General features: G+C 51.0%; 21 protein-coding genes. 12 read left to right on the forward strand and 9 right to left on the reverse strand.

Going from position 1 to position 24,141, the window contains the following annotated elements; translation table 11 throughout:
• Positions 1 to 13: 13 nt before the first annotated feature.
• The 4 genes from LKK83_RS05560 (at position 14) to LKK83_RS05575 (ending at position 3,167) form a co-directional block, all read left to right on the forward strand.
• Positions 14 to 538 (forward strand): hypothetical protein, encoded by a 525-nt coding sequence (locus LKK83_RS05560; RefSeq protein WP_324629935.1) that lies wholly within the window; start codon positions 14 to 16, stop codon positions 536 to 538.
• Between the two features lie 169 nt (positions 539 to 707).
• Complete coding sequence (locus tag LKK83_RS05565) at positions 708 to 890, forward strand: hypothetical protein (RefSeq protein WP_324629937.1); 183 nt, start codon at positions 708 to 710, stop codon at positions 888 to 890.
• 16 nt (positions 891 to 906) lie between these two features.
• Entirely contained in the window at positions 907 to 1,629 is a 723-nt protein-coding gene (locus tag LKK83_RS05570) for a hypothetical protein (protein ID WP_324629938.1), read from the forward strand.
• Between the two features lie 494 nt (positions 1,630 to 2,123).
• Positions 2,124 to 3,167 (forward strand): AI-2E family transporter, encoded by a 1,044-nt coding sequence (locus LKK83_RS05575; protein WP_324629940.1) that lies wholly within the window; start codon positions 2,124 to 2,126, stop codon positions 3,165 to 3,167.
• 80 nt (positions 3,168 to 3,247) lie between these two features.
• On the opposite strand, the gene LKK83_RS05580 is transcribed toward LKK83_RS05575, so the two are convergent.
• A complete protein-coding gene (locus LKK83_RS05580) occupies positions 3,248 to 3,577 on the reverse strand; it encodes a hypothetical protein (RefSeq protein WP_324629942.1) in 330 nt (109 codons plus the stop codon).
• Positions 3,578 to 4,135: 558 nt separating this feature from the next.
• Between LKK83_RS05580 and LKK83_RS05585 the strand changes: the two genes are divergently transcribed.
• Positions 4,136 to 5,371 carry a type IV pilus twitching motility protein PilT gene (locus LKK83_RS05585; protein ID WP_324629943.1) on the forward strand — a complete coding sequence of 412 codons (1,236 nt, stop codon included), beginning with the start codon at positions 4,136 to 4,138 and terminating at the stop codon, positions 5,369 to 5,371.
• Positions 5,372 to 5,765: 394 nt separating this feature from the next.
• Here LKK83_RS05585 and typA read toward each other — a convergent pair whose 3' ends face one another.
• Entirely contained in the window at positions 5,766 to 7,559 is a 1,794-nt protein-coding gene (gene typA, locus LKK83_RS05590) for a translational GTPase TypA (RefSeq protein WP_324629944.1), read from the reverse strand.
• A 570-nt stretch (positions 7,560 to 8,129) separates the two neighbouring features.
• Here typA and LKK83_RS05595 point away from each other — a divergent pair.
• Positions 8,130 to 8,417, forward strand: a complete 288-nt coding sequence (locus LKK83_RS05595) for a helix-turn-helix domain-containing protein (protein ID WP_324629945.1) — start codon at positions 8,130 to 8,132, stop codon at positions 8,415 to 8,417.
• 88 nt (positions 8,418 to 8,505) lie between these two features.
• Here the strand turns inward: LKK83_RS05595 and LKK83_RS05600 are convergent, their stop codons facing one another.
• Positions 8,506 to 9,480: a pentapeptide repeat-containing protein gene (locus LKK83_RS05600; RefSeq protein ID WP_324629946.1), complete on the reverse strand. Its 975-nt coding sequence runs from the start codon at positions 9,478 to 9,480 to the stop codon at positions 8,506 to 8,508.
• Positions 9,481 to 9,658: 178 nt separating this feature from the next.
• On the opposite strand from LKK83_RS05600, the gene LKK83_RS05605 reads away from it, so the two are divergent.
• On the forward strand, positions 9,659 to 10,963 hold the full coding sequence (locus tag LKK83_RS05605) for a hypothetical protein (RefSeq protein WP_324629948.1): 1,305 nt from the start codon (positions 9,659 to 9,661) through the stop codon (positions 10,961 to 10,963).
• 56 nt (positions 10,964 to 11,019) lie between these two features.
• On the opposite strand, the gene LKK83_RS05610 is transcribed toward LKK83_RS05605, so the two are convergent.
• Together LKK83_RS05610 and LKK83_RS05615 are read right to left on the reverse strand one after the other, a co-directional pair.
• A complete protein-coding gene (locus tag LKK83_RS05610; protein ID WP_324629949.1) occupies positions 11,020 to 11,313 on the reverse strand; it encodes a hypothetical protein in 294 nt (97 codons plus the stop codon).
• Positions 11,314 to 11,395: 82 nt separating this feature from the next.
• Entirely contained in the window at positions 11,396 to 12,565 is a 1,170-nt protein-coding gene (locus tag LKK83_RS05615) for a SpoIID/LytB domain-containing protein (RefSeq protein WP_324629950.1), read from the reverse strand.
• A 346-nt stretch (positions 12,566 to 12,911) separates the two neighbouring features.
• Between LKK83_RS05615 and LKK83_RS05620 the strand changes: the two genes are divergently transcribed.
• A complete protein-coding gene (locus LKK83_RS05620; RefSeq protein ID WP_324629959.1) occupies positions 12,912 to 13,877 on the forward strand; it encodes a ribonuclease Z in 966 nt (321 codons plus the stop codon).
• A 15-nt stretch (positions 13,878 to 13,892) separates the two neighbouring features.
• Here the strand turns inward: LKK83_RS05620 and LKK83_RS05625 are convergent, their stop codons facing one another.
• Both LKK83_RS05625 and cobU read right to left on the reverse strand, forming a co-directional pair.
• Complete coding sequence (locus LKK83_RS05625) at positions 13,893 to 14,420, reverse strand: hypothetical protein (protein ID WP_324629952.1); 528 nt, start codon at positions 14,418 to 14,420, stop codon at positions 13,893 to 13,895.
• A gap of 400 nt (positions 14,421 to 14,820) precedes the next feature.
• Positions 14,821 to 15,402, reverse strand: coding sequence for a bifunctional adenosylcobinamide kinase/adenosylcobinamide-phosphate guanylyltransferase (gene cobU, locus LKK83_RS05630; RefSeq protein WP_324629953.1), 582 nt, complete (start codon positions 15,400 to 15,402; stop codon positions 14,821 to 14,823).
• A 315-nt stretch (positions 15,403 to 15,717) separates the two neighbouring features.
• On the opposite strand from cobU, the gene LKK83_RS05635 reads away from it, so the two are divergent.
• From LKK83_RS05635 to hpsU, 3 genes are all read left to right on the forward strand, one after another.
• Positions 15,718 to 16,695 (forward strand): glycosyltransferase, encoded by a 978-nt coding sequence (locus tag LKK83_RS05635; RefSeq protein WP_324629954.1) that lies wholly within the window; start codon positions 15,718 to 15,720, stop codon positions 16,693 to 16,695.
• A 241-nt stretch (positions 16,696 to 16,936) separates the two neighbouring features.
• Entirely contained in the window at positions 16,937 to 17,887 is a 951-nt protein-coding gene (locus LKK83_RS05640) for a glycosyltransferase family 2 protein (protein WP_324629955.1), read from the forward strand.
• Between the two features lie 204 nt (positions 17,888 to 18,091).
• The gene (gene hpsU / locus LKK83_RS05645; RefSeq protein WP_324629960.1) at positions 18,092 to 18,643 is read left to right on the forward strand and encodes a hormogonium polysaccharide biosynthesis acetyltransferase HpsU; all 552 of its coding nucleotides are present in this window, start codon (positions 18,092 to 18,094) and stop codon (positions 18,641 to 18,643) included.
• A gap of 30 nt (positions 18,644 to 18,673) precedes the next feature.
• On the opposite strand, the gene LKK83_RS05650 is transcribed toward hpsU, so the two are convergent.
• The gene (locus tag LKK83_RS05650) at positions 18,674 to 20,191 is read right to left on the reverse strand and encodes a proton extrusion protein PcxA (protein ID WP_324629956.1); all 1,518 of its coding nucleotides are present in this window, start codon (positions 20,189 to 20,191) and stop codon (positions 18,674 to 18,676) included.
• 332 nt (positions 20,192 to 20,523) lie between these two features.
• Between LKK83_RS05650 and LKK83_RS05655 the strand changes: the two genes are divergently transcribed.
• Positions 20,524 to 22,773, forward strand: a complete 2,250-nt coding sequence (locus LKK83_RS05655; RefSeq protein ID WP_324629957.1) for a recombinase family protein — start codon at positions 20,524 to 20,526, stop codon at positions 22,771 to 22,773.
• 246 nt (positions 22,774 to 23,019) lie between these two features.
• On the opposite strand, the gene LKK83_RS05660 is transcribed toward LKK83_RS05655, so the two are convergent.
• A complete protein-coding gene (locus LKK83_RS05660) occupies positions 23,020 to 23,973 on the reverse strand; it encodes an asparaginase (RefSeq protein WP_324629958.1) in 954 nt (317 codons plus the stop codon).
• Positions 23,974 to 24,141: the final 168 nt, after the last annotated feature.

Genomic DNA, 24,141 nt, shown 5'->3' on the forward strand with positions numbered 1-24,141 from the left:
TTTAATAGAAATCGTGAGTTCAGAAAGCTTAGACCGTTTCCAAGCCGAATATCAAACCGGCAAAGAAGCCTTCGATCGGGGTCGCTATCCACAAGCGGTGCAACACCTACAGGAAGCCACCAAGCGGGTGAATCGCAACTCCCGCCAGGGAGGAGAGGTGCTGATGTGGCTTTTAAACGCCTATCAGGCGGCGGGAGACTCCAGCGAGGCGATCGCCTTATGCAGAAGGTTAACCCGACATCCCGACTTCGAAACCCGCAAACAAGCCAAGCGCTTGCTCTACATTTTAGAAGCGCCAAAACTCAACACGCGCCCAGAATGGCTGATTGAAATTCCCGATCTGAGCGCAATGGATGAAACCCCCTCCAAAGTCACCCAGATTGCTGCTTCTGCGCCGAAGAAAAAATCCAAGCGCAAAACTCCCGACGCCCCCCCACCGGTGGATCTGTCCCAAGTAAATACCAAAGATAATGGGTTTTTTTGGGTGGCAATTGTGGCGATCGCCTTAATTCTCAGCGGTTTGGTTTGGTTCAGTTAATCGCCCCCTCCCGGCGGCTGCAAGGAGGGTGAAAATCGCTCAGATTCAAGATAAAATTAGAGCAAACCCCATCGGGTTTTATGGCGATCGCCCTTTCGGGTTCGTTTCCCCTAAACTCCGCCCAATTGCAACTCACTCACCCAATGGTTTCCCCAAATTCCCCGCAATTGTGCCGAGAAATCCACCCCGGTTAGGCGATCGCCTTTCCCAGAAAAAGCGCGATCGCCTTGCTTTGATAATACCCCAAACCCCTAACTGCTTTTTCTCCCCTAACCATAGCCCCGCACAACTGCGATCGCCCCCGCCAACATCCTCCGCCTACCCCCGCTTTTTACCGGACGAACCTCGCTAAAATAAAGGGTATTCCTATGACGCCAATATTCGGTTCCCAACGTTTCGATAAAGGTCGAATCATTCCCGACTCATTTTTAGAAGAATTCCGCAAAAAAGACCCGAGCACAAGACGGTATTTATTAAACTCCATGACCCTGTTTGCTTGCATTTCTCCCGAGCAACAACACCAAGCTTTAAACGATTTAATTCAATCAGAATTAATTAGCCTCGCCGAAAAATCCAAGCACTATATGTATGACCGAGTTATCTCGCTTTTGCAAAAATTCAACATTGAAAAAGAATTAGACGATAAAGCTATTGCCGAATATTACTACCGCTATTACTTGCTCACCGGCTTAATCCCGGAAAACCTAACCGCCGATTATCTCAACGAACTGATTGGATTTATTATCGGATTAGAAATCATTAAACTGCTGTTTTCCATGCGATTTGTAGAACAACAACGGTTTTTTGAAATTCAGGGTCGCTACGCCATGCAGGTGCTTTTATTTTATCGCTACATCAAGCCTATCCGAAGCAAAATTATGCAAGATAAAATCCTGGAAAAAGATGTAGCCGGAACTTATTATTATACCAAAGCCCGGTTAAGCGAAGATAAATTATTTGACTCCATTTTTGAAGTGTTTAAACTCGATAAAATATTAGGGATTGGCAATCTAGCCAAAGATTTGAATTTTGACAAAGACTATATTTACAACTCCCCCGATGTCCCCGATCGCGATTCTTCCTTTTTCTGAGGTTTGGTCATTGGTCATTGGTTGGATTTAGCTAAAGGAATGCCTGGAGAAATAATGAGTCTGCCTCGGCGAAAGTTGCTCGCTAACGCGCACTTTCAATCTGCCGCGTTTGGCGTTTTTGCACTGGATCGGACGCGAGATGATGGGTTTTTCCAGCCAGTGGGACAGGGAAATTATTTGCATTCGGGCTGATTACTTTTCTCAACTTGCATTGCGCGCCATGCAGGGTAAGCACAGCGCAGGGCGAAGGTAGGGGATTTTATCCGGCGGATTTTTTGGCAAAAACAGTCTAACGGCTCAAATAATAATCTAAATCTGTCTATAGATAGGTGACACTGGGCAATTTCACTGAAAAAATAGGATTACTTCTAGGGAGTATTCCTTCATTTATCCTCGCTTCCGATGGGGGAGGTTGAGCTATCTTCAGCCTGATTCGAGCGAGATTGGATGTTCCCATTTCCCCCACAGAGTCCAGCATCGATTGAGAGCAACCTATGGAAAAATCGGGCAATTCCCTTCCAGTTTTAGTGGCAATTCTAGTGGCGATTTTTGCGATCGCCGCCCTGAAAGCCACCACACCCATTACCATGCCCCTCGCATTTGCCATTTTTATCGCCGTATTGGTTCATCCCCTACACCATTGGCTCAACCGTCGCTTCCCCGAGTGGTTGAGTTTGACCTTAGTTATGTTAGGACTTGCGGGAATTTTCGCATTAGCCTTTGGGGCGTTGGAGTTTAGCGTCGAGTTGGTGGCCCCGAAAGCCCCTCAGTACCTCGATCGCTTGCAGGAAATATTTCAAACTGTCACCACCTGGGCGCAAGACCGAGGTATCCCCATCCAAGGGCAACCCTTGCAGTCTCAATCCTCGATCCAGCAATATAGCGATGAATTAATCGCCGGATTGAAATCCCTGTGGTCTTCCCTCGGTTTATTTGTCTTAACTGTAGCACTCCTGGTGTTACTTTTGCTGGAAGTGGAACAGTATCAGCAGAAAGTCAAAAGCGCCTTTTCTTCCCCCACCGCCTCCCACATTCTTACCGCCTTTCATCGCATGGGCAATAAATTCCGAGGCTATTTATTAATTCGCACCATCACCAGCGGAATCACCGGGGTACTGACGGGCTTGTTTTGTTGGATTTTAGGGGTAGAATTGGCATTTGTTTGGGGTTTGCTTTCTTTTCTGCTCAACTATATTCCCACCCTCGGCTCGATTATCTCAGTCATTCCCCCCAGTCTGTTTGCCCTGTTATTTTTGGGAATGGGTCGCGGAATCGCCACCTTGGTGGGATTGGCAGCCATCCAACTCGCCCTGGGCAATTTTGTCGATCCGCGCATGCAGGGCAACTCGTTGAATATTTCTCCCTTTGTCGTCCTGGTTTCGATTGTTTTTTGGGGCTGGGTGTGGGGAATTCCCGGTGCTTTGTTGGGGGTGCCCCTTACGGTTTCAATTGTGGTGTTTTGCTCCCAGTTCGAGCGCTTGCGAAGTCTCGCCGTTATCCTCCAAGAATCCGACGAGTCGGACAAAGAACAGGAGTGATTGGCTTCGGGTTTATTCTACTTGAAAGAACCAAATAAACCACTCCATTGGGCAAGTTTACCTTGGTTCAGAAAATTATGCTAGGATTGGCGATCGCAATAGGGATTGGGAAGTTTGACCAACTGCCATCCTTCCCCCCGCCTCAATACAAAAATCTCCCATTCCACTCGTTTAATGTCTACATAATCTACCCAAAATGCCAAGGCATAACTGTCATAATCGGGATAAAAATTTGCGAGCCACTGGCAAATGTAAGCATCGTAATTGGTGGCATCTACCGTATCGTTCAATAATAAGCTGAGTTTGACCCCCACCCATAGCTTCTTATTTTCCCATAAGGCTTTAATTCTGGCTGACAAACGCCGCTCTTGTATCGCTTTCTTTGCTTTGTTTTCTGGGTTGATGTTCATTGGACTTATCCCCTAATTTGTACTCCCTTTTATTCTGACAAATTCACCTTCAATCGTCAAGCTAGAGCGATGTCTGAAATTAAACTGATGGGGAGCAAAAAAATGGGGAAATCTCGGTTGCAAAACTTTTGTAAAAGTCATATAATATTTAGGCTGAGTGACCATTGGAGGATTCTTTATAGTTCAATCCCCTGGTTGCTGTCTGGCGCTGAATTATTTCCTGTGGTGGAATCCAACCCCCAAGCATTTTTCTCTCAAGCATTTTTCTCTCCCAGGGTAGATAAATTCTATCTCCCTAGATGCTATCGGCGCAGGGCTGCTGGGTTTCCCCCTCGATTCCCCCGAAAGTCTGGGTCTGAGACCCTTCAAACCGGGCTGAGAAGTAAAGAAATATTACACCACCCCCCAGATGTTCGGATTTCTTTTCTATAATACAAGTAAAATCACGTAAAAAGGAGCAGTTTAAACACAAGTCGTTTTAACGCCAGAGTATTTTTACGGAAAAGCCCGATCGCCCTCGGGCGATCGCCATGTCGATAAGCATCAGGAGAAAAGAAAATGGCTGCAACTAATAACACCCATGACCCCACGGAGTTAAAATCCCACGTTCCGCCCAGAGTTCCCCCACCGCCACCACCCCCACCATCATCACCCCAGTTGTCGCGCAAATCTACAGAGCATTCCCACCAAAAGCGATCGCAACTCATCAAGCCGATCGTCAAAAAAGCCGCCGACGCCAAAGCCTCTGACGTTCACATTCGCGTCGGGGAAGTCCCGCGATTTCGGATCCGGGGACAAATGCGCGAAGCGGAAGGTCTCGATAAAGTAACCGACGAATTATTCGAGATGTATCTACAAGAAATCGCCTCCCCCTCTCAGCGAAAACAATTCGCCCAAACGAAAGAACTTGATACGGCGATTTTTTATCCCGGTTTCGTTCGCTGTCGGGTCAATTGCTTTCAAACCCTCAATGGTGGGGCGATCGTCCTGCGTTTGATCGACCTGAAGGTTCCTACTATCGATCGCTTGGGCTTACCCGAAGTGCTAAAAAAAATCATTAGCGCACCTCAAGGCTTAGTCTTGGTCACCGGACCGACGGGTTCCGGGAAATCTACCACAATGGCGGCGATGATTCAGCACTTGAACCAAACCGCGTACAAGCATATTATCACCATTGAAGATCCGATCGAATATGTTTACGCTTCTAAAAGATGCCTCATCTCACAGCGAGAAGTGGGATTGCATACCGATGACTTCCACGCCAGCTTGCGATCGGCTTTGCGCGAAGACCCCGACGCGATTTTGATTGGGGAAATGCGCGATCGCCTCACGGTGAATATCGCCTTACAAGCCGCACAAACCGGGCACTTAGTCTTGGGTACCCTGCATACCCGCAACGCGATCGACGCCCTCAACCGCTTGTTAAACCTGTACAACCCAGAAGAACAGCCCTCCATGCGGGTGCAAATTGGCGAATCTCTCGCCGCCGTGGTAGCTCAATTATTGATTCCCACCACCGATGGCGGGCGAACCGCAATTAACGAGATATTAATCAATACCCCCGCCATGAAGGATTATTTGCTCAAAGGTGATGACGACAGTGCTTATCATCTGATGCATACCGATACCTATGAAGGAATGCAGGTGATGAATTACGACCTCTATCAGAAAGTGATGGATGGTCGAGTGGCGATCGAAACTGCACAAATACATGCACCGGATCCCGGTGAGTTAGATCGCCTCATCCGCAGTGGCGGATTTGACGCCTCGCGATCGCCCCGCGACTTTGCGTGATTTTGCCCGCCACTCCCCCCATCCCGGGTGAAACCTCCCGGGGCACACCCCGCTGTGCCCCATTTTTCACTTAAGTTGTATCATTCACCATTCAATTCTGCTTCCCACCGCCCACCCCTCACCGGCGGGAATTTTTTTTCCAATCGGTTGACAAAGGAGATTGACATCGGGTATAATAAACCCGATGGTGCAGGCAGGGCTTATGTGCAATGCTTTGATTGCGTATCGGGAAAAACTACCATTAAAACTTCAGCTTGAGTGAGAATTATAGCGATCCGAGAGGCGATCGGGGAAAAAACCACATCCAAACTGCAAATTAAATCTAGAGTTGGACGAGGCACACCCGAGAGAGAAACCTTTTCCCCCACGGGGGGTGGGGGAAAGAAAGGGAAAATTACCGTTTCGCCAGCTTCTTACTTTGCATTTTCCGCAAGCGAATCGATTCCGGCGTCACTTCGAGCAACTCATCCGGACCGATGTATTCCAACGCCCGTTCCAAACTCATATCCACCGGCGCTTGTAGCTGAACCAATTCATCCCCCGTAGAAGAGCGGACGTTAGTCAATTGCTTCGTCTTGCAGACATTCAAATCCAAATCTTGCGGACGGTTGTGTTCGCCGACAATCATCCCCTTGTAGACCTTCGTCCCGGGAGTAATAAAGAACACACCACGGTCCTCGGCATTTTTCAGGGCGTAGAAAGTAGCCACCCCTTCCTCAAAAGCAATAATCACCCCATTGCGACGAGTTTCCACATCGCCACTCAAGGGACGATAGTCCAGAAAGCTGTGGTTCATAATCCCATCCCCACGAGTCAGGCGCATGAACTCGCCCCGGAAGCCAATCAAACCGCGCGCCGGAATAGCAAATTCCAGTTGCGTGCGACCGTTATTGCTGACGCGCATATCTTGCATTTCGCCGCGACGTTCTCCGAGGCGCTGCATACAGCCACCCACCGCCTCTTCCGGAACGTCGAGCACCAGACATTCAAACGGTTCGCAGGGTTGACCGTTGACTTCGCGATAAATCACCTGCGGTTGGGAGACTTGGAATTCGTAGCCTTCCCGGCGCATGGTTTCGATTAAAATGCCCAAGTGCAGTTCGCCGCGTCCGGAGACGAGGAATTTATCCGGGGAGTCAGCTTCTTCGACGCGCAAAGCGACGTTGGTTTCCAGTTCGCGCATCAGGCGATCGCGCAATTGCCGAGAAGTGACGTAACTCCCTTCGTGTCCCGCAAACGGCGAATCGTTCACCCAAAACGTCATCTGCAACGTAGGTTCGTCTACCTTAATCAGCGGTAGGGCCTGCGGTTCGTTGGGGCAAGTAATCGTTTCGCCAATATTCGCATCGCCAAAACCAGCGATCGCGATAATATATCCCGCACTCGCCTCTTTCAGTTCGATGCGCTTGAGTCCTTCAAAGCCCATTAACTTGGTGATTTTGGCCTTCACCACTTCCCCATCTTCTTTCACCAAAGCCGCTTGCTGACCCGCCTGCAGGGTGCCATTGTGAATGCGCCCGATGACGATGCGACCCAGATAGTCCGAATAATCCAAGGTCGTGACTTGCAACTGTAGCGGTTTAGTCGGATCCCCCACTGGTGGCGGAACCCGGTCTAAAATCACCTCAAACAGCGGCTGCATATCGCTGCCTTGTTCATCTAAATCCCCTTTAGCATAGCCTTGCAGACCCGAAGCAAATAGATAAGGGAACTCGCACTGGTCGTCATCGGCCCCCAGTTCGATAAACAGGTCTAATACTTTATCGATCGCCCCATAGGGATCCGCCTGCGGTCGGTCGATTTTATTCACCACCACAATCGGGCGCAGACCTTTTTCTAAAGCTTTTTTCAGCACAAAGCGGGTTTGCGGCATCGGTCCTTCATTGGCGTCTACAATCAGCAGACAACCATCCACCATGCCCAGTACCCGTTCCACTTCGCCGCCAAAATCTGCGTGTCCTGGGGTATCGACGATATTAATTAAAGTGTCTTTGTAGCGAACTGCCGTATTTTTGGAGAGAATGGTAATGCCGCGCTCCCGCTCTAAGTCATTGGAGTCCATGACGCAATCTGGAACCTCTTCCCCTTCGCGGAAGATGCCGGATTGTTTGAGGAGCGCGTCAACAAGAGTGGTTTTGCCGTGATCGACGTGGGCAATGATAGCAACGTTGCGAATGGGAAGACTCATACTAGCGTCTGGTATGTGGGACTCTTCTAGATTTGCGGACTGAATTCATATAACTTTACAATTGTAGCCTATTTGAATCTCTGTTGGGGTGAAATAGACGACATTTGCCCGCGCGATTTTCTCCGCCACCCAGAAACCCCCTTCTCGGTAAGGTTTCGCCACTCCATCCCCCTCATTTTCCCTTTGCACCTCCCCAGATGAGCGCCACTGCTGCTTCACCCCATCGATGGCGTAGGGCGCGGACAATTTTTCCATGCACCTTTGCCTTTCCCCATACATTTTTTCCCACCCCCGCAACTACTCGCGATCGCTTGGCATAATTAACCCTCCCCACCCGCTTTTTTCATCCGCAGTGCCTCAAAGGCGGGGGGTTCGATCGCAATTTAAAGTTAAGATTGGCAAAAGCTTTGGCTCCTGGGTTTCCGGTTTTTGAATCGCGATCGCGCTTTTTTTGAGTGGCGAGCCATCAGATTTTTTTGCAGTAAAATGATAATACCCTTAATACATCAATCTGTCCACTAATTTTGTTAAAACTATTAACATCAGCGGGCAAAGGAGCCTCTCAAAGAGATGGATATCAAAGCACTCAGAGAGCGTGCGGGACTGAGCCGCACACAAGTGGCCGCATGGCTAGGAGTCAGCGCAACCAGCGTTCGCAACTGGGAAAAGGGGCGCACGAAACCCACCATGACACCACAAAAATATCTGGCTGCCTTGCGGTTGTTTGAATGCACCCCGGAAGAGTTCGCGATCGCAACGGAAAACTCAATCAAAAAACGCGATGAAACCCAACTTTTCAAAGCCAAACGGATCGCCCAGGGCAAACCGGTAGCCAGATCCAGGGCACTTCGGAGGTAATGAAGCACTCACAGCGTTGAAACTCCCTTGATGCGCTCAATTCCCCCTAAACCATCGCTCTGGCCAAGGTTGCGATCGCCACTGACGATTAATTGCGCCGACCATCGGGCATAATCGTCTGCGTCAGTTGAGCATCCACCAGATTGGTATTTCTCAAATATGCATTTTGCAGATTCGCCTCACCCAGCATCGCTTGATTCAGATTTGTCCCATATAAATTCGCATCGGTCAGATTCGCGCCGCGCAGACTCGCACCGGTTAAGTCAGCGCCACGCAAGTCGGTTTGCGAAAGATTGGCAAAATCCAGATAGGTTGGGGTTGCTTCGCAGGCGACTCCTTTACACTGACTCGGTAACGGTTCGATGCGCGTCAAGTCAGCGCCGCGCAGACTCGCACCTTGCAGATTCGCATTGATCAGCAACGCCCCGCTCAAATTGGTAAAACTCAAATCCGCCAGGGGCATTTCCGCACCGTTGAGCTTGCTGCTGATTAAATCCGCACCGCGCAGATTCGCCCCGGTAAAATTCGCCGCATTCAAATTCGCCCGGGAGAGATCCGCTTGCGTGAGGTTGGCACTCGATAGGTCAGCGCGCACCAAATTCGCGCCAGTTAAATTCGCCCGATAGAGATTTGCCCCGGTAAGGATAGCATCGCGCAAATCCGCACTTTCCAGTTGAGACACAACCAGATTGGGCCGCACCGAAGTAATCCGCAAGCGTCCCACGGTTTCCGAATGGGGACGCACCAGCTTCGCTTCGCTGAGATCCGCACCGGATAAATTCGCCCAGCGGATAATCGCCCCGCTCAAATCTGCCCGAGTCAGATTCGCCCCACTCAGATCCGCCCCGCGCAAATCCGCCCCCACCAGATTCGCCCCACTCAGATCCGCCCCGCGCAAATCCGCCCCGATTAAGTCGCAACCCATGCATTCGTTGGTTCGCAATAATCGCAGCACGTGGTCTGAATTCACTGCTGCCACAGGTGTAGCCATAGAAAGCGGGAGTAACGCTGCGGTTGCTACTGAGACACCTAGCGCCAATTTTGCCGCGATCGTCCGTTTCATCCATCTCCTCCTATCCCGATAAAATCCCTTCTGGGGGATTAATTTGAGGGTAGCACTGGCAGTCGGTGAAGAATTGACAATTGAGAATTGTTTGAGTGGTTATAACCAATTGTCAATCGGAAACGCTCGGGAATTCTATACTGATAAATAGACAGAGCATTTTCATTGAGGGCAAGACATGGCTCTAAATCCCAGTATTATGCAAGCCGTTGAGAAACTGGATTATCGCGTCACTGTTGGGGACGTGGCAGCTCAAGCGGGCTTAGAGGTCAATGTGGCCGAAAAAGAATTATTAGCGTTAGCGTCAGAAGCAGGGGGTCATTTACAGGTTGCCCAAACCGGGGATATCCTCTATCAGTTTCCGAAGCATTTTAGAGCAGTGCTTCGCAATAAGTATTGGCGGCTGCGGCTAAAAGAGTGGTGGGAACGGGTTTGGCGGGTGTTATTTTACCTGATTCGGATTTCGTTTGGGATTATTTTGCTCCTGTCAATTTTTATTATTTTTGCCACCATTTTTATCATTTTGACGTCCGTGAATCGAGACAATAACAATCGCGGCGGGCGTTCGGGTGGTGGGAGCATCATATTTTTCCCACGTTTTTTGTGGGGACCGGATTTGTTTTGGTTTTTCGATCCGAACTATGGCAGATACCAGCAGCGACGACAACATCGGCGGTCTAGTTCATCGGAAAACAAGATGAATTTTTTGGAGTCGGTGTTTTCGTTTTTGTTTGGGGATGGAAATCCGAATGCGAATTTAGAGGAACGACGTTGGCAAGCGATCGCCACCACGATTCGCAACAATAAAGGTGCCGTAGTTGCCGAACAAATTGCCCCGTATTTGGACGAACTAGGGGAAGGTTATTCCCAAGAATTTGAAGACTACATGTTGCCGGTGCTGAGTCGATTTAACGGGCGTCCGGAGGTTAGTCCCGACGGGCAAATCGTGTATCATTTTCCCGAATTACAGGTGAGTGCCCAACAGCAGAATCAGCAATCGGTGGCGGCATATTTGCGCGAATCCCCCTGGCGATTTAGCGAAGCGTCCTCCGGTCAGTTGAGTTTAGCGGCAGGATTGGGCGGCGTTAATATTGTGGGAGGATTGTTTTTAGGATATTTGCTGCGCGATGGGGCCTCCCAACTTGGGGGATTAGTCGCCTTTACCGCCTCAATTTATTGGTTGTTAATTGGTTACGGCATTGCATTTCTCGCCGTTCCCTTGGGGCGTTATTTCTGGATTAAATGGCGTAACCAGAAAATTGAAGCGCGCAACGAACGGCGACAAAAACGGGCGATCGCCTTGAATCAAGCCGACAGCGAATTACAGAAAAAACTGACCTTCGCTAATCAGTTTGCCGCTCAAAATACAATCAGTGGCGAAGATATTGCCTATACCACCGAAACCGACTTAATCGAGCAAGAAAGTCAGCGATCGGCTCAAATTGACGCCGAATGGCGACGACGGCTAGAAGAAGGGAACTAACGCGCAAATGGGTTGAAGGATGAAGGATGAAAGGTCAAAATTCACCCCTTCACCCTTCACCCCTTCACGGTTGGTTCATCGGCGGTTCCAGACTTCGGACGTTTGAACGTCAAAAAGCCATAACCGTAGGCCGGGTTAAAGTTGAGGTTAACCAATTCCCAGCCTTCTTCGCCGATTTTATTCGCGTATTCGTACAGGGGCAGATTGATGTTGCGATCGCGAAGCTCTTCTCCAGAAAGCACTTTGCGCTCGGAGATCGCCGGCAAAGTAATCAACTCGAACGAAGAGGTATTCCCACTTTTGCACGGCGATTCCTCCTGATGTGGTTTTCGATAGGGTGAGGCATTCATGCCTGTAGCTCGAGGGTTGAACGGGGCAAAAAATGAGGTGCCCGGGTAAGAATTTAAGCACAAAATCGGTGCGATCGCGAAATTATTCCACCCGAATTTTGGCCAAATTCGCATTTTGATAATAATGCAGCAAGATTTGCTGATAGTTCACGCCGCGACGAGCGAGATTGTACGCGCCCCACTGGCTCATGCCCACCCCGTGACCGAATCCTCGGCCTTGGATTGTAAACTGAATCGGCGCAGAAGCAAGATTATTTTTACTGGCGGAGGAACCATATTCGGGCAAGACCGTAAAGCGAGTGCTTCGCAGGTTAAGGGCTTGACGCAAAGACTCGCCGGCGATCGAGCGCACCCCCGCATCGCCCACCACGCGCATAGTCACGATTCTACCGTGGGGAGTGGTGCTTTCCGGTTCCATTGACACCACGTTGCCCACCCCAGAAATCCGGGCGCTGAGTTCATTTCTGGAAAAGGTTTCGGTCCATTGGTAAGTCGGCGTTCCGGAATCGTAGTCCGGCACCCCACGCAGATAGGGGCGAGGATGAGTCCACACATCCTCCACATTTTCCGTATGTCCTCCAGAAGAGGCATGGTAGACCGCTTCAATCAGTTGACCATTGTGAACCAGAGCTTGGCCGGCGGTGGCTTGAACGGCAGCATGGGTGGTGGACGCTTCTTTTTCCACCCCGTTGTACACTTGCCAGAAGGTATCGTCCCCCAGGTCGTAGAGGTCATTCCCGCGATTTTGGCGCTGATAGAGGGCGTAGGTACGGGCGGCAACCGCTTGCGCTTTTAGGGCTTCACCCGGCCAACTCGGACTCATTTCCGCACCAACGACGCTGTAGAGATATTCTTCCAAATTCACCGCATTGATGGCGATCAGTCCTTCCGGGGTAGCCACCAGGACGAGGCGACCGCGATACCAGCGATCGCCGATATAAACGAAACCATCTCCCGTGGGGTCGATGGTCATCCGGTTCGCTTTCCAGGATCCGAGATTCACTTGCGAACCGCCAGCGCGGGCCAGAGATGCTTGCATGCCGTCAATTTCTCCCAAGGGGCGACCGGCTCCATTCGCGACCCTCGCCGGTGTGGAACTGCCCACTTTCACCGAACTGACATCTTCTTCAATGGCAATTCGCAATAGAAGCGCGGCGCGCGCCGGTGCCACCATCATCAGCCACAGCAGTGCCACGAACAATACATAGCGTCGGCTTTGCCACAGGGGTTGGAGTTGGGACAACAACTTCATAGTCAAGGTCCGTAGGAAGTCTCAGGGTTTACGAGCCGATCGCGCGATTTCTCCGGCAGAGGATAAACCGCTCGGCGCTTCTCGAGAGTTATAGCAATTTTTCACCAGCTTACGCCTGAGTCTTGGAAAACCAGCGGCTATGGTACGATAGTAGGCGTCCCGATTCGGGCTTTCCACTGCTGTGGCCACTGAGTCAGATGACATCGCCCTACTACCGTGAGAACCGGGTGAATTTCTGGCGAGAATGCACGGACAAATTGCGATCGCGCCAGTTACGCCGAGTCTGAAGGAAGTGGAAAGATTTTTCCCGTGCAATTGGTTGAATTTGAGTGTAAACCCCCGCGAAATGCAGATTACGTTTTTAGGAACCAGTTCCGGAGTCCCCACGCGATCGCGCAATGTGTCCAGTGTCGCCCTCCGTCTCCCCCAACGGGCAGAGGTCTGGCTGTTTGACTGTGGCGAAGGCACTCAACATCAAATTCTTCGCAGCGACATTAAAATTAGTCAAATCGCTCGCATTTTTATCACCCACATGCATGGCGACCACATCTTTGGCTTGATGGGTTTATTGGCAAGCTGTGGTCTGGCAGGCAATGTCGATCGCATCGATATTTATGGCCCTCCCGGTCTGAAAGATTATTTACAAGCCTGCAGCCGATATTCGCAAACTCATTTTTCTTACCCTCTGAAAGTCCATCAAAATCGCCCCGGAATTGTGTTTGAAAATGATGAGTATGTGGTAAAATGTGCGCGCTTAGAACATCGCGTCACGGCATTTGGCTATCGCATCGAGGAAAAAAACCGTCCCGGACGCTTTAATGTGGAAAAAGCCACCGCCCTGGGGATTCCTCCCGGCCCGCTCTATGGCAAGCTCAAACGCGGCGAAACCGTGACGTTAGCTGATGGACGAGTGATTCGCGGCACCGAGTTATGCGCCCCTCCCGAAACCGGGCGGAAATTGGCCTACTGTACCGATACGATTTACTGTGACTCCGCCGTGGAACTGGCCCGGGATGCGGATCTGCTGATTCACGAAGCCACCTTTTCCCATCAAGACGCGCAGATGGCCATCGAACGGTTGCACTCCACCAGCACGATGGCGGCGCAAGTGGCTTTAGCGGCGCAAGTCAAGCAATTAATGATGACCCATTTTAGCCCGCGCTATGCCCCGGGAAACAATATCCAACTGGAGGATTTGCAAGCAGAAGCGCGGGCGATTTTTCCCAACACGCAAATGGCCTCTGATTTCTTGACCTTAGAAATCGAACGACACCGATCGCGATCGCCGGAAGCGGTGGGCAGTTCTCATTAATCCACCGCCATTCAATTACTGATTCGCCGCATGCTGATGCAGGGGACAGGCACAAGGCGGAAAATTCAATATTTCATGGGGCATATCCGGGGATGGGGTAGGGACATGACTTTGGGTTTCCGACTCCTCCTCCACTTCGCTCAAACGCCTACGAATCGAATTGAGATGGCTTTGCGTGTCTACGGGCGATCGCGGCGCTGGCACTTCTGTATTCGGCCAATTCGGTAAATCGCTACAGGGACACTGCTCTGGCGGCATTCCTTTTGTCCGCGCCGGAATCGGCATGGCGCATCGACCGCACAAAATCAGTTCCCACTTTGAGGTCAGCAGTTCTCCAATGGTTTCATCCGTGCCCTCTACATAACAATCCCTTCTGTTGGAGGAGATAATTTTTTGCCAACACTCTTCAAATTCTGGACTATACCGAAATCCTCTAAAAACTGGGTTGGGCAGAAGTTTTTCCCCGGTACGCGGGACTACCACTTGCTTGCCTAATTGAAACCAATACGCGAGATATTTTCTGACGTCTTTTTCTGATGCCATAAAGTTGTTTCCTAAATGATTTCTGCTGAACGGATCTGAGCCAAAATGTGACTCATTATTTTAGAGATTTTTTTAAATTTACATCCGAATTCTTCTTCTAGTTTAATTGAAATGCTCCGGCAGCCGCATCCCACAGCCGATATATTTTTGGCTGACCTTACCCCTTTGCATCGGCGCGGGTAGAGGCGATCGCTTCCCTGCTGTGTTCTCCCTCCCGCACGAGTCCCAAATGTCAAGAAACCATCGCATCCCATAATACTAGCGTAGAAAAACTCCCCGTGGCGAAGAAAATGCGATCGCCCCGGATTGAGGATCGCAACAGGATTTGCGTTAAACCGACAAGTATTAAAAAAAATATTAAAATTTCCAGCGGACGAGGCACTGTCAAACCGCTTCACTTTCACTCGGGGAGGGAATCTTCCGACTCTGGATTGCCCGGAGGTAAAGGGGAACCGAGACGGCTTAAATTCAAAACGTGACCGCCAGTGACGAGATAGACGGGGTGAGCGATCGCCCCCAAGCGACGCACCAAAGTGCCCAGGCGATCGCGAAACAGACGACCCATCGGATATGCCGGCACCACTCCCCAGCCGGTTTCCTCCGCCACAAAAATCACCGCATCCGCCGTGGAATCGTGCAAACTACTGAGCAACCCGCGCTCAATCTCATCCCAAGTGGGGCGATCGCAATCGAGTAAATTCGCCACCCAGGTACCCAAAGAATCCACCAGCAAACAATAGTTCGGTGGGGCAGATTGAATCGTCTGCGCCAACTCAGTGGGCACTTCCATCGTTTTCCAAGAACTCATGCGGCGCATCCGATGACGCTCGATCCGCGCCACCCACTCCGCATCCGAGGGGTCAACCCGCGCCGTTGCCACATAGATCGTCGGTTGAGCCATTTGTTCTGCCAGCATTTCCGCCCATTCACTTTTGCCCGATCGTGCCGGACCTGTAACCAATACAACTTGCTTTGCACTCATTTTCTTCTCCAAGGGTGGCGATCGCGCTTCCCAATGTAAAACCTCAGATGCGATCGCACAAATTCAACAAGCGGAACGCAATAGCTGACAAATCAGAAATATTAATGTTAGAACTTGTCACAGAGCAGGAGGAAACCGAAAGGCATACCGTAAGCCTAACTCGTCACCTTCCTCCAGGGCAAAGATCCCTGGATGTGCATTCGAGGTCGCCTTGAACCAGAATCCACGCCAATTTACCTTGCGGTTGTGCGGGGTCTGGGTAACTCCTCACGCCTAAATCCTCACCCTATCTTCCAGCCAGTGGAGCCTAAATCCATGCCAGACCCTAAAATCTCTGTAATTATCTGTACCCACAATCGAGCCAACTATTTGGGCGGAGCCATTGACAGCCTCCTGCAGCAGGACTTTGCGGATTTTGAAGCGATCGTCGTCGATAATGCCTCGAGCGATCGCACCAAATCTGTGGTCGCCGAACGCCAGTGCGATGCGCGTCTCAAATACCTCTACGAACCCACCCTCGGACTGAATGTCGCTCGCAACACTGGGGCGAGAAACTCTCAATCGCCGATTATTGCGTATCTCGACGACGATGCCCTCGCTACCCCCCACTGGCTCCAGGTCATTTATGATGCCTTTCAAGCCAACGATCGCCTCGGGGTTGCCGGCGGAAAAATCGAATTGTTGTGGCCCTCTGGCGTCACCGCGCCCCCCTGGCTTTCACCAGGGTTAGCCGAAAATCTGGGAGCCTATGACCTCGGCGACGAACTGTTCTATATCGACCGCCCCGGACTGACTCCGAGAGGGTTAAATTATGCCATTCGCCGCACCGTTTACGAACAGGTTGGCGGCTTTGATGTCAAACTCGATCGCGCCGGCAAAAACCTGTTATCTAACGGAGACCTTTACATGACCGAACTGGTTCTCAAATCCGGGTGGCAGGTAGCCTATCTCCCCGATGCCTTAGTGTCCCACCAAGTTTTTCCCGAACGAGTCACCAAAAGCTGGTTTTTAAATCGCGGCTGGTGGCAAGGGATCAGCGAGTGTTACCGCGAACACCTCACCGGAGAGGCCGGTTGGGGGCAACTCCCTCGCGGCGGCGAAAAATTCCTGCGCGGCCTCTACAAATCGGTGAAATACCTCAGCGATCCGGCGCAAAGTTTCGATAACTTGGTGTACGCTTACGGACAAATCGGCTATTTGACGGCTTCTGTACGCGGGATGGTACTGGGGTCGCCAACACCGCAACCCGCCCCCCTGGATGCACCAAAGCCTGAAAATGCCGATCCTGTATGAAAACACATACCGACGAAAGGCTCGAGGGATTGATGGGGAAACTTCATTGGATGTGCATCTACATGAGCCACAGGCTAGGATAAGAAGCATAACCGATGAGAAAGTCTTTTGGGTTGGCGATTTGTTTCGATGCTTCAGCAGTGTCAACAACCCTTGGGGAAAAGACAGCGACTCCCCGAAGCGATCGCTCCCAACATACATGCTCAAATTTCCTCCTTCTGTTGGTTGAAAGCTAATTATTATGACCTCGACACCCGCACAAGTTCCCATCTCCGTGCTCATTCCGGCGAAAAACGAAGAAACCAACCTGCCGGCTTGTCTTGCTAGTGTCAAGCGAGCCGATGAAGTGTTCGTGGTAGATTCGCAAAGTAGCGATCGCACGGTGGAAATTTCCGAAAGTTTCGGCGCTAAAGTCGTTCAATTCCACTTTAACGGTCGATGGCCAAAAAAGAAAAATTGGTCGTTGGAAAACCTCCCCTTTCGCAATGAATGGGTCTTGATCCTCGATTGTGACGAGCGCATTCCCACCGAACTTTGGGATGAAATGGCCTCAGCCATTTCAAATCCAAACTACGATGGCTACTACATCAACCGCAAAGTCTTCTTCCTCGGACAATGGATTCGCTTCGGCGGCAAATATCCAGACTGGAACCTGCGCTTATTTCGCCATCAAAAAGGTCGCTACGAAAATTTGGGCACGGAAGAAGTCCCCAACACCGGCGATAACGAAGTTCACGAACATGTTATCCTAGAACGTCCCGCCGGCTACCTCAACCATGACATTCTCCACGAAGACTTTCGCGATATCTACCAATGGCTAGAACGTCACAATCGCTACTCCAATTGGGAAGCTCGCGTTTATTACAATCTCCTGGAAGGTCGCGACGAAGCCGGCACCATCGGCTCTAACTTCTTTGGCGACCCGGTTCAGCGCAAGCGGTTTATTAAAAAAGTCTGGGTGCGCCTCCCCTTTAGACCCCTCTTGCGGTTTATTTGGTTCTATATCATCAAACTCGGATTCCTGGATGGAAAAGCCGGTTACATTTACGGGCGGCTGTTGAGCCAGTACGAGTACCAAATTGGGGTAAAACTTTATGAATTGCGGAAGTTTGGCGGTCAGCTAAATCAGCAATTTCCCACCGCTAATTCACAACCGACTAAAGTGCCTGAAGTCACAGAAGTTCAAAATTAACTCACCGCCAATTAACCCGCTTTACAGTTGAATCGGGTTGTTTGTTTTCTCGATGTTTTTTCTGTTTCCCAAACCATGACGCCTTCTGTTCCCGATCCGAGTTCTGCTCCATCCTCAACCTCGGCACAAACCCCTGAGTCGCACTCCGCTAGTGGCGGCGATCGCGCCCCCACTGCCCCGGATCCGGCCCTGGATTCCCCCCCAATGGTGGATTTACGCCAATACGACCAATCCTGGTTCGATCGCGGTCGCTCCGGTGGCTTTATCCTCTTCTGGTGGTTCGTCCAAGCGATCGCTTTCCCCTTAAGCCCCCACTTCGCTCATGGGTTCCGTCGCCAGTTGCTGCGTCTGTTCGGCGCTCGGATCGGTACGGGAGTTCTCATCCGCCCCACCGCCCGCTTTACCTATCCCTGGAAAGTCGAAATCGGTGACTATAGCTGGATCGGCGATGATGTGGTCTTCTACAGTCTCGATCGCATCTGCGTCGGCCAACACTGCGCTATTTCCCAAAATACCTACCTCTGTACCGGCAACCACGACCGCCAAGACCCCGCTTTTGGCTTGCAAACTTCCCCCATCTTTATCGGCAATGGCGCTTGGATTGCCGCCGATTGTTTTATCGGTCCGGGAGTCAAAATCGGCGCAAATGCCTTTATCGCTGCCCGCAGCAGTGTCTTTAGCAATATGCCCGCAGGACAAGTTTGCATGGGAACCCCTTGCCGTCCGCGCTCTCCCAGAATTCAACCCTCAAAATGAACAAAACCCCCTTTCCTTCTCCGGTAAATCCTACTCGTTCATGTTGCGATAGGTGGCAACCGCAGAAGGCGAAATGCGATTTAAGTAGCGGAAAATCCAATACTTAAACACCGTATCCAAAATCACGGGAAAGGTGGCAATAAACAGGAAGATAAATTCCCGGCTTTCGGGTAAACCTAAATGGCGAGAAATCCCTTCGAGAATAATTTCCCACCCATGCGGGGAGTGGAATCCCACGAAGATATCCGTAAACAAGATAATAATAAATGCCTTGGCACTGTCACTGAGTCCGTAAACAATATCATCCATAAACGATTTAACGTTTTGGATTTCTCGCTTGCTGTTGTAAATTACCACGCCAAAGGCCAAAAACGAAAAAATGTCTGAAAAAATGTTTTTAACTGCGTTGGAACTTTGCCGACTGTATTCTTCGGCAATTTCAATCGCTTTGTGTTGGAGTTCGTGGTGGATTTCTTCCTCAGAAAGATGATGCGGAATTTTACCGATAAAGTTCAGTTCTTCTTTTTCTTCTTCCGGTAATTCTTCAATAGTTTGAGCAATCATCTGCTCGAATTCGAGCCGTTCGTGAAAGTGATTTAATTCTATCAACGCTTCTTCTTTCATATCCACGTTGAGGAAAATTTCCGCTCGATCGCCCACCACGCTATCGTAAATCGGCCCGACGATAAAGTTTTTCGCCACCTGTTGGGTCAGCAGGGGAATGAGTATCAGCAGTAAAATGAACTTCAGCGAAACAATGGTTTTGGTTTTCGAGCTGCGGAATTCTTGAACGACTTCTTCTTCCGCTTTTGGATCCAGTTCTCGTTTCAGGCGATCGAGGGTTCTTAAAATCGATCGGGGCAAAAAACTAGTTTGATCCGCTAAAGACCCTAATTCTTTCCTGTTATTCCCTTGATTTCCCAGTTCCTTATCGGTATCCACATCCACCCGAGGTTCGGTTTTGTTCTTCGGTTTCAACGGCCCTCGATTTTTAGGTTCGATACCATAGGTTTTGGTCACCGATGGCAATAAGGGAGCTGAGTCGGAGGATGAATCCTCTCGGGATGCAGATTCTTCCACTGGCGATCGCGAGACTGCAGTGGTGGGAATCGGACTTTTGTTCCGGTATTTCGAGGTAATTTCATCAATGAAGTTTAGCCGATCTAAAATCATTGACTGTTGCTCGCGCGAGAGTCCAACGCCCTCGGGCAGGGTGCGATCGCCTTTGGAGGAAGAGGATGACTCTTCCCCAAACCGGGACTGTTTGTAAATCTCGATAAAGGAACGACTATTCCTAAACTCTCTCAAACGTAACTTAATAATACTTAAATTTCGACTTAAATCCGATTCATATAATGCATAAACACTCTCCCCATAAGGAGAATTTTTCGGTGAAATACACTTGCCGTTAAAATGCTTTTTCTCGATTTCTCGAATCTCGATAGCGGCCTTGTATGCAAGATTTAGCGAGCGCTCCGGAGTTTCTAAAAACCACCGTCGTGCAGCGCGAAAAAATCCTTTTCTGTTCCCGGAATTCTGTTTTTTCATGGCCGATTTATCGAAAAAACGTTGCAATTTTGGATAAAATCAATGGAAAATTTTGGCTGACCCGTTCAATGCACAAATCGATATCGAAAACATCTCCCCACACCGAAAGTGACATTCCCTTCTCGGACAAAGGCGGGGAATAATGGCAACACTGGAACCGCCCGAATGGTTCCCATCAGCCGATCGCTTGCCCCGGGGAAAGCGCTGTGCTGGAGTGAGATCCTCCCTGGCCTTGGAGAGTGCAAAAATCTTCAGGAGAAAGGGCAATAATGAAAATCAGCACCCCTGCAAGCAGATTGTAGTATATTAACAAATTTGGTTGAGGATTAGCGGTGAAATTGGAGTCGATTTGGATAGAAGGAGAAACCCGCAGTGGCAAGAGTCTTGCATTGGTGCAACAGTTCTGCCACTGGGTGCAACTCGGTTTGCGCCCCAGCAACGGAGAGAACCGGACCACTAAAGAGTTAGGGGCAAAACAAGCCACACCCCCCCTGTTGGTTTTTGCCGCCACTGGCGATAACCGGATCGAACTGACCGATCGCCTCAGTGCCGCCACTGACGGAGAATATCCGGTGCAGTCCACCACCCCCCTGGCATTCTTCCAAAATGAAGTAATTCTCTACTGGCCCTTACTCATCCAAACACTCAATCTCAGCGCCCAATTTCCCCTGCGGGTGCGCCCGGAAACCGAACAGGAACTCGCCACCCGAGTGTGGCAACCGGAATTAGACAGCGGAGAATTGCGTGCGGTGGGCGTCAGCGAATATCGCATGGTTCGCCGCACCTTGGACCTGCTGCAACTCGCCGCCTTTAGTGGCATCCCCCTGGAAGATACCCCGGTTATTTTAAAACAAGGAATCCCCGAAGAACAAGGTTCCCCCAGTTTGTGGCACTGCATGGGGGAACTGCTGCAACGCTGGCGCAGGTGGTGCCTGGAACGGGGTTTGCTCACCTATGGCATCATTACGGAACTCTATTGGCGGCATTTATTGCCCCATCCCACCTACCGCAGTCAGTTAATCGATCGCTACCAGGGCATTCTCGCCGATGATGTGGATGAATATCCCAAAATCGCGGCGGATTTGTTTGAAATCCTTCTGGATGCCGGGGTGGCGGGGGTCTTTACGTATAATCCCCAAGGTGCGGTGCGACTGGGATTGGGGGCGGATCCCGATGCGATGAAGCGGTTGGCGCGTCGCTGTCGCCAGGAATATTTGACCTCCCCCAAGGGTTTCCCCTCTCAGTTGGGAGAGATGATGTTGGAACTCCTCGAAGAGCCGACGGTTTTTCTGGGAGAATTGAATGAGGCAGAATTTGGCCGCTGTGTGGGATGGATTCAAACCACTTCGCGGGGGCAGCTTTTGCGCGAAACTGCAGAGGCGATCGCGGGGGCAATTCATCGCGGCGAGGTGGAACCGCAAGATGTGGTGGCGATCGCCCCGGGTTTGGATGCGATCGCGCGCTATACCCTGCGCGACATCCTGATCGCTAAAGGCATCCCGGTCCAGTCCCTGCACGAGCAACGCCCGCTCATCAGCGTGAGCTCGATCCGCGCTTTGCTCACCCTCCTCGCGCTGGTTTACCCGGGTTTGGGCCGTCTGGTAGACCGCGAAAGTGTGGCGGAAATGTTGGTGGTGCTCAGTGGCGCAGGGGGCGACACTGACGAGGCTCACCCGAATTATCCGTTTGCAGATCTAACCCAAGAAGAGGAGGGCGCGGAGGGGAATTTTCTCCAGTATTTGCATCAACCTTCCGCATCGCCAGTGTATGGCGCGCAATTGCCGCCTATCGACCCGGTACGGGCGGGATTGTTGGTGGATCACTGCTATTCTCCAGCACCGGAAAATCCCCGGGTTTTGCCGGTGAGTGCATTCCCGCGATGGGATCGTCTGGGATATCGGGCGACGGCGGCTTATCAAGGGATTTTACAGTGGATCGAACAGCAGCGATCGCAGCTTGAAGCCGGTTCGATCCCTAGCCCTCTAGTGGTTCTCGATCGCGCAATTCAGCGCTTTTTGTGGCCGGGTAATGCTCTCCCCACAGACCAAATCGCCGCTCTGCGCGAATTAATCGAAACGGCGCAACATTACTGGGAAGTGGACCTCCGCCTGCGCGATGGCGGGGAACATGATGCGCCGGAATATGTGACGGTGGGTCAATTCATTCAACTTCTGCGCCAAGGCACTCTGACGGCTAATCCGTTTCCGGTGAGCCACTTCGCGGGCGATCGCGGTTGCGTGACCCTGGCCACGATTTTCCAATACCGCGCGGCGCGCCAGTTTCATCGTTGGCAGTTTTGGCTGGATGTTGGCTCGCCGCTGTGGTTGAGTGGCGGTGCGGCGAGTTTATTCGCGGCTCCGTTGTTCCTCGAAGGGTGGTCTGGGGATTTGTGGAGTGTGGAAGCGCAGATGGCTGCAGATGAGGATCGATTGCGCCGGATCGTTCGGGATTTGCTGGGCCGGGTCAGCGATCGCGTGATTCTGTGTCATAGCGATTTGGCTACGAACGGTCAGGAACAAACCGGGCCATTACTCTCGGTTTTTAATAGTTTCGTTGCTCTCGGTTCTGAAGTGACGAGGTAGGGAGGAAAATACTGCGTTTGCTATGGATTAATGGCTTTCTCTTTTCTCTCTGTCGGCTTTTCTCAATTCCGGTTTTATCCCAAATTCGGTGGATTGTTATCGGATATTTTTTATCTGTTGGCCGAAAAAAATCCCCCCCAGACTCGGGAAGGGTTAAGGGTTTATTGTCTATTGGGGATGGAGCATTTTGACTTTATTTCCCCTCTTTTTTGTGTGAATAAACCCTTAACGCTTCACCAAGTTTGTCTAGAGCATTGACAGTTCGCCAATCGGATCGAGGCGCTTAAAGTCACTGAGGGTGATATAAGTTTCGGCGAGGTTTTCGGCGATCGCGGGGGAGATCCAGCCCAATTGCTTGAGCAAATGAATCGCCACGGCATATTTGGCGCGTTTTGCACCATCCATTACTTTAATCGCCAAACCCATGCCTTCCCCTTCGCGCCCAATGCACAAGACGCCTTCTGCACCGCCTTTGCTCACCAGTTGTCCCTCGCTCAAGCGCATCAGTTCGGTATCGAATTCTCCCTCGCCGGCGATTAAATAAGGGTAATTCGTCATCGCCCGCACGATGCGCTCCATATCCAAGTTGTCTCCGGAACACAGCAGGGCGTACAAGGTGGCCATCTGCTTCAATTCCATCAAGTAGGTGGGCGCGCCGCAGTCGTCGCGGACGCAGATAAACTCTTCGGCGGGCATCCGCAGCAATTCGGCGATTTTGCCGATAATCAAGCGCTGCACTGGATGATTGCGCTGCAGATAGGTTTCTAGGGGAAAGTTGCGCTGCTTGCACACGGCGAGCATGCCGGCATGTTTCCCAGAGCAGTTGTGCTGTAGGGGGCTTTCTTTCCCAGGAGGGGTCGGGCACTGGAGGGCGGTGGTATCCACATCGCAGCGCCACAGGACGTTAAATGCCTGTCGCGCTTGTTCGATGGTGCCTCTGTGGGAACTGCAAATGATGGCGAGGTCGCGATCGCTCAGTTCGTAACGTTCTAAGGTGCCACTGCCGGTAACCGCTAGGGCTTGGAAGGGTTTGAGAGACGAACGAACAAAGGTGGCGGTCTCTGAGTTACCGGAAACGGACAGCACCCGTCCCCGGCTGTCACAAACCGCAGCCTGGGCTTTGTGTGTTGATTCTAAGATTCCTTCGCGCAGTAAGCGGACTTCTATGGCTGCTGCCGAGGTGCGTTTTCCCATTGTCATGGGTTGGATTTTATCATGGGTTGAGTACAAAAGTGCTTTTTGTCAGGGTAGGGGTTGAGGGGTTATGATTTCAATCCCTACCCTGAGGCTGAGGTGACGTACTCCCGACGCCGACCGCTTAGGCGGTACGGCGCGGGCTTCTGCGCCCAGACCTTTGAGATCTGGGTT

Source organism: Phormidium sp. CCY1219, assembly GCF_035615515.1.
Taxonomy (GTDB): Bacteria; Cyanobacteriota; Cyanobacteriia; order Cyanobacteriales; family Laspinemataceae; genus CCY1219.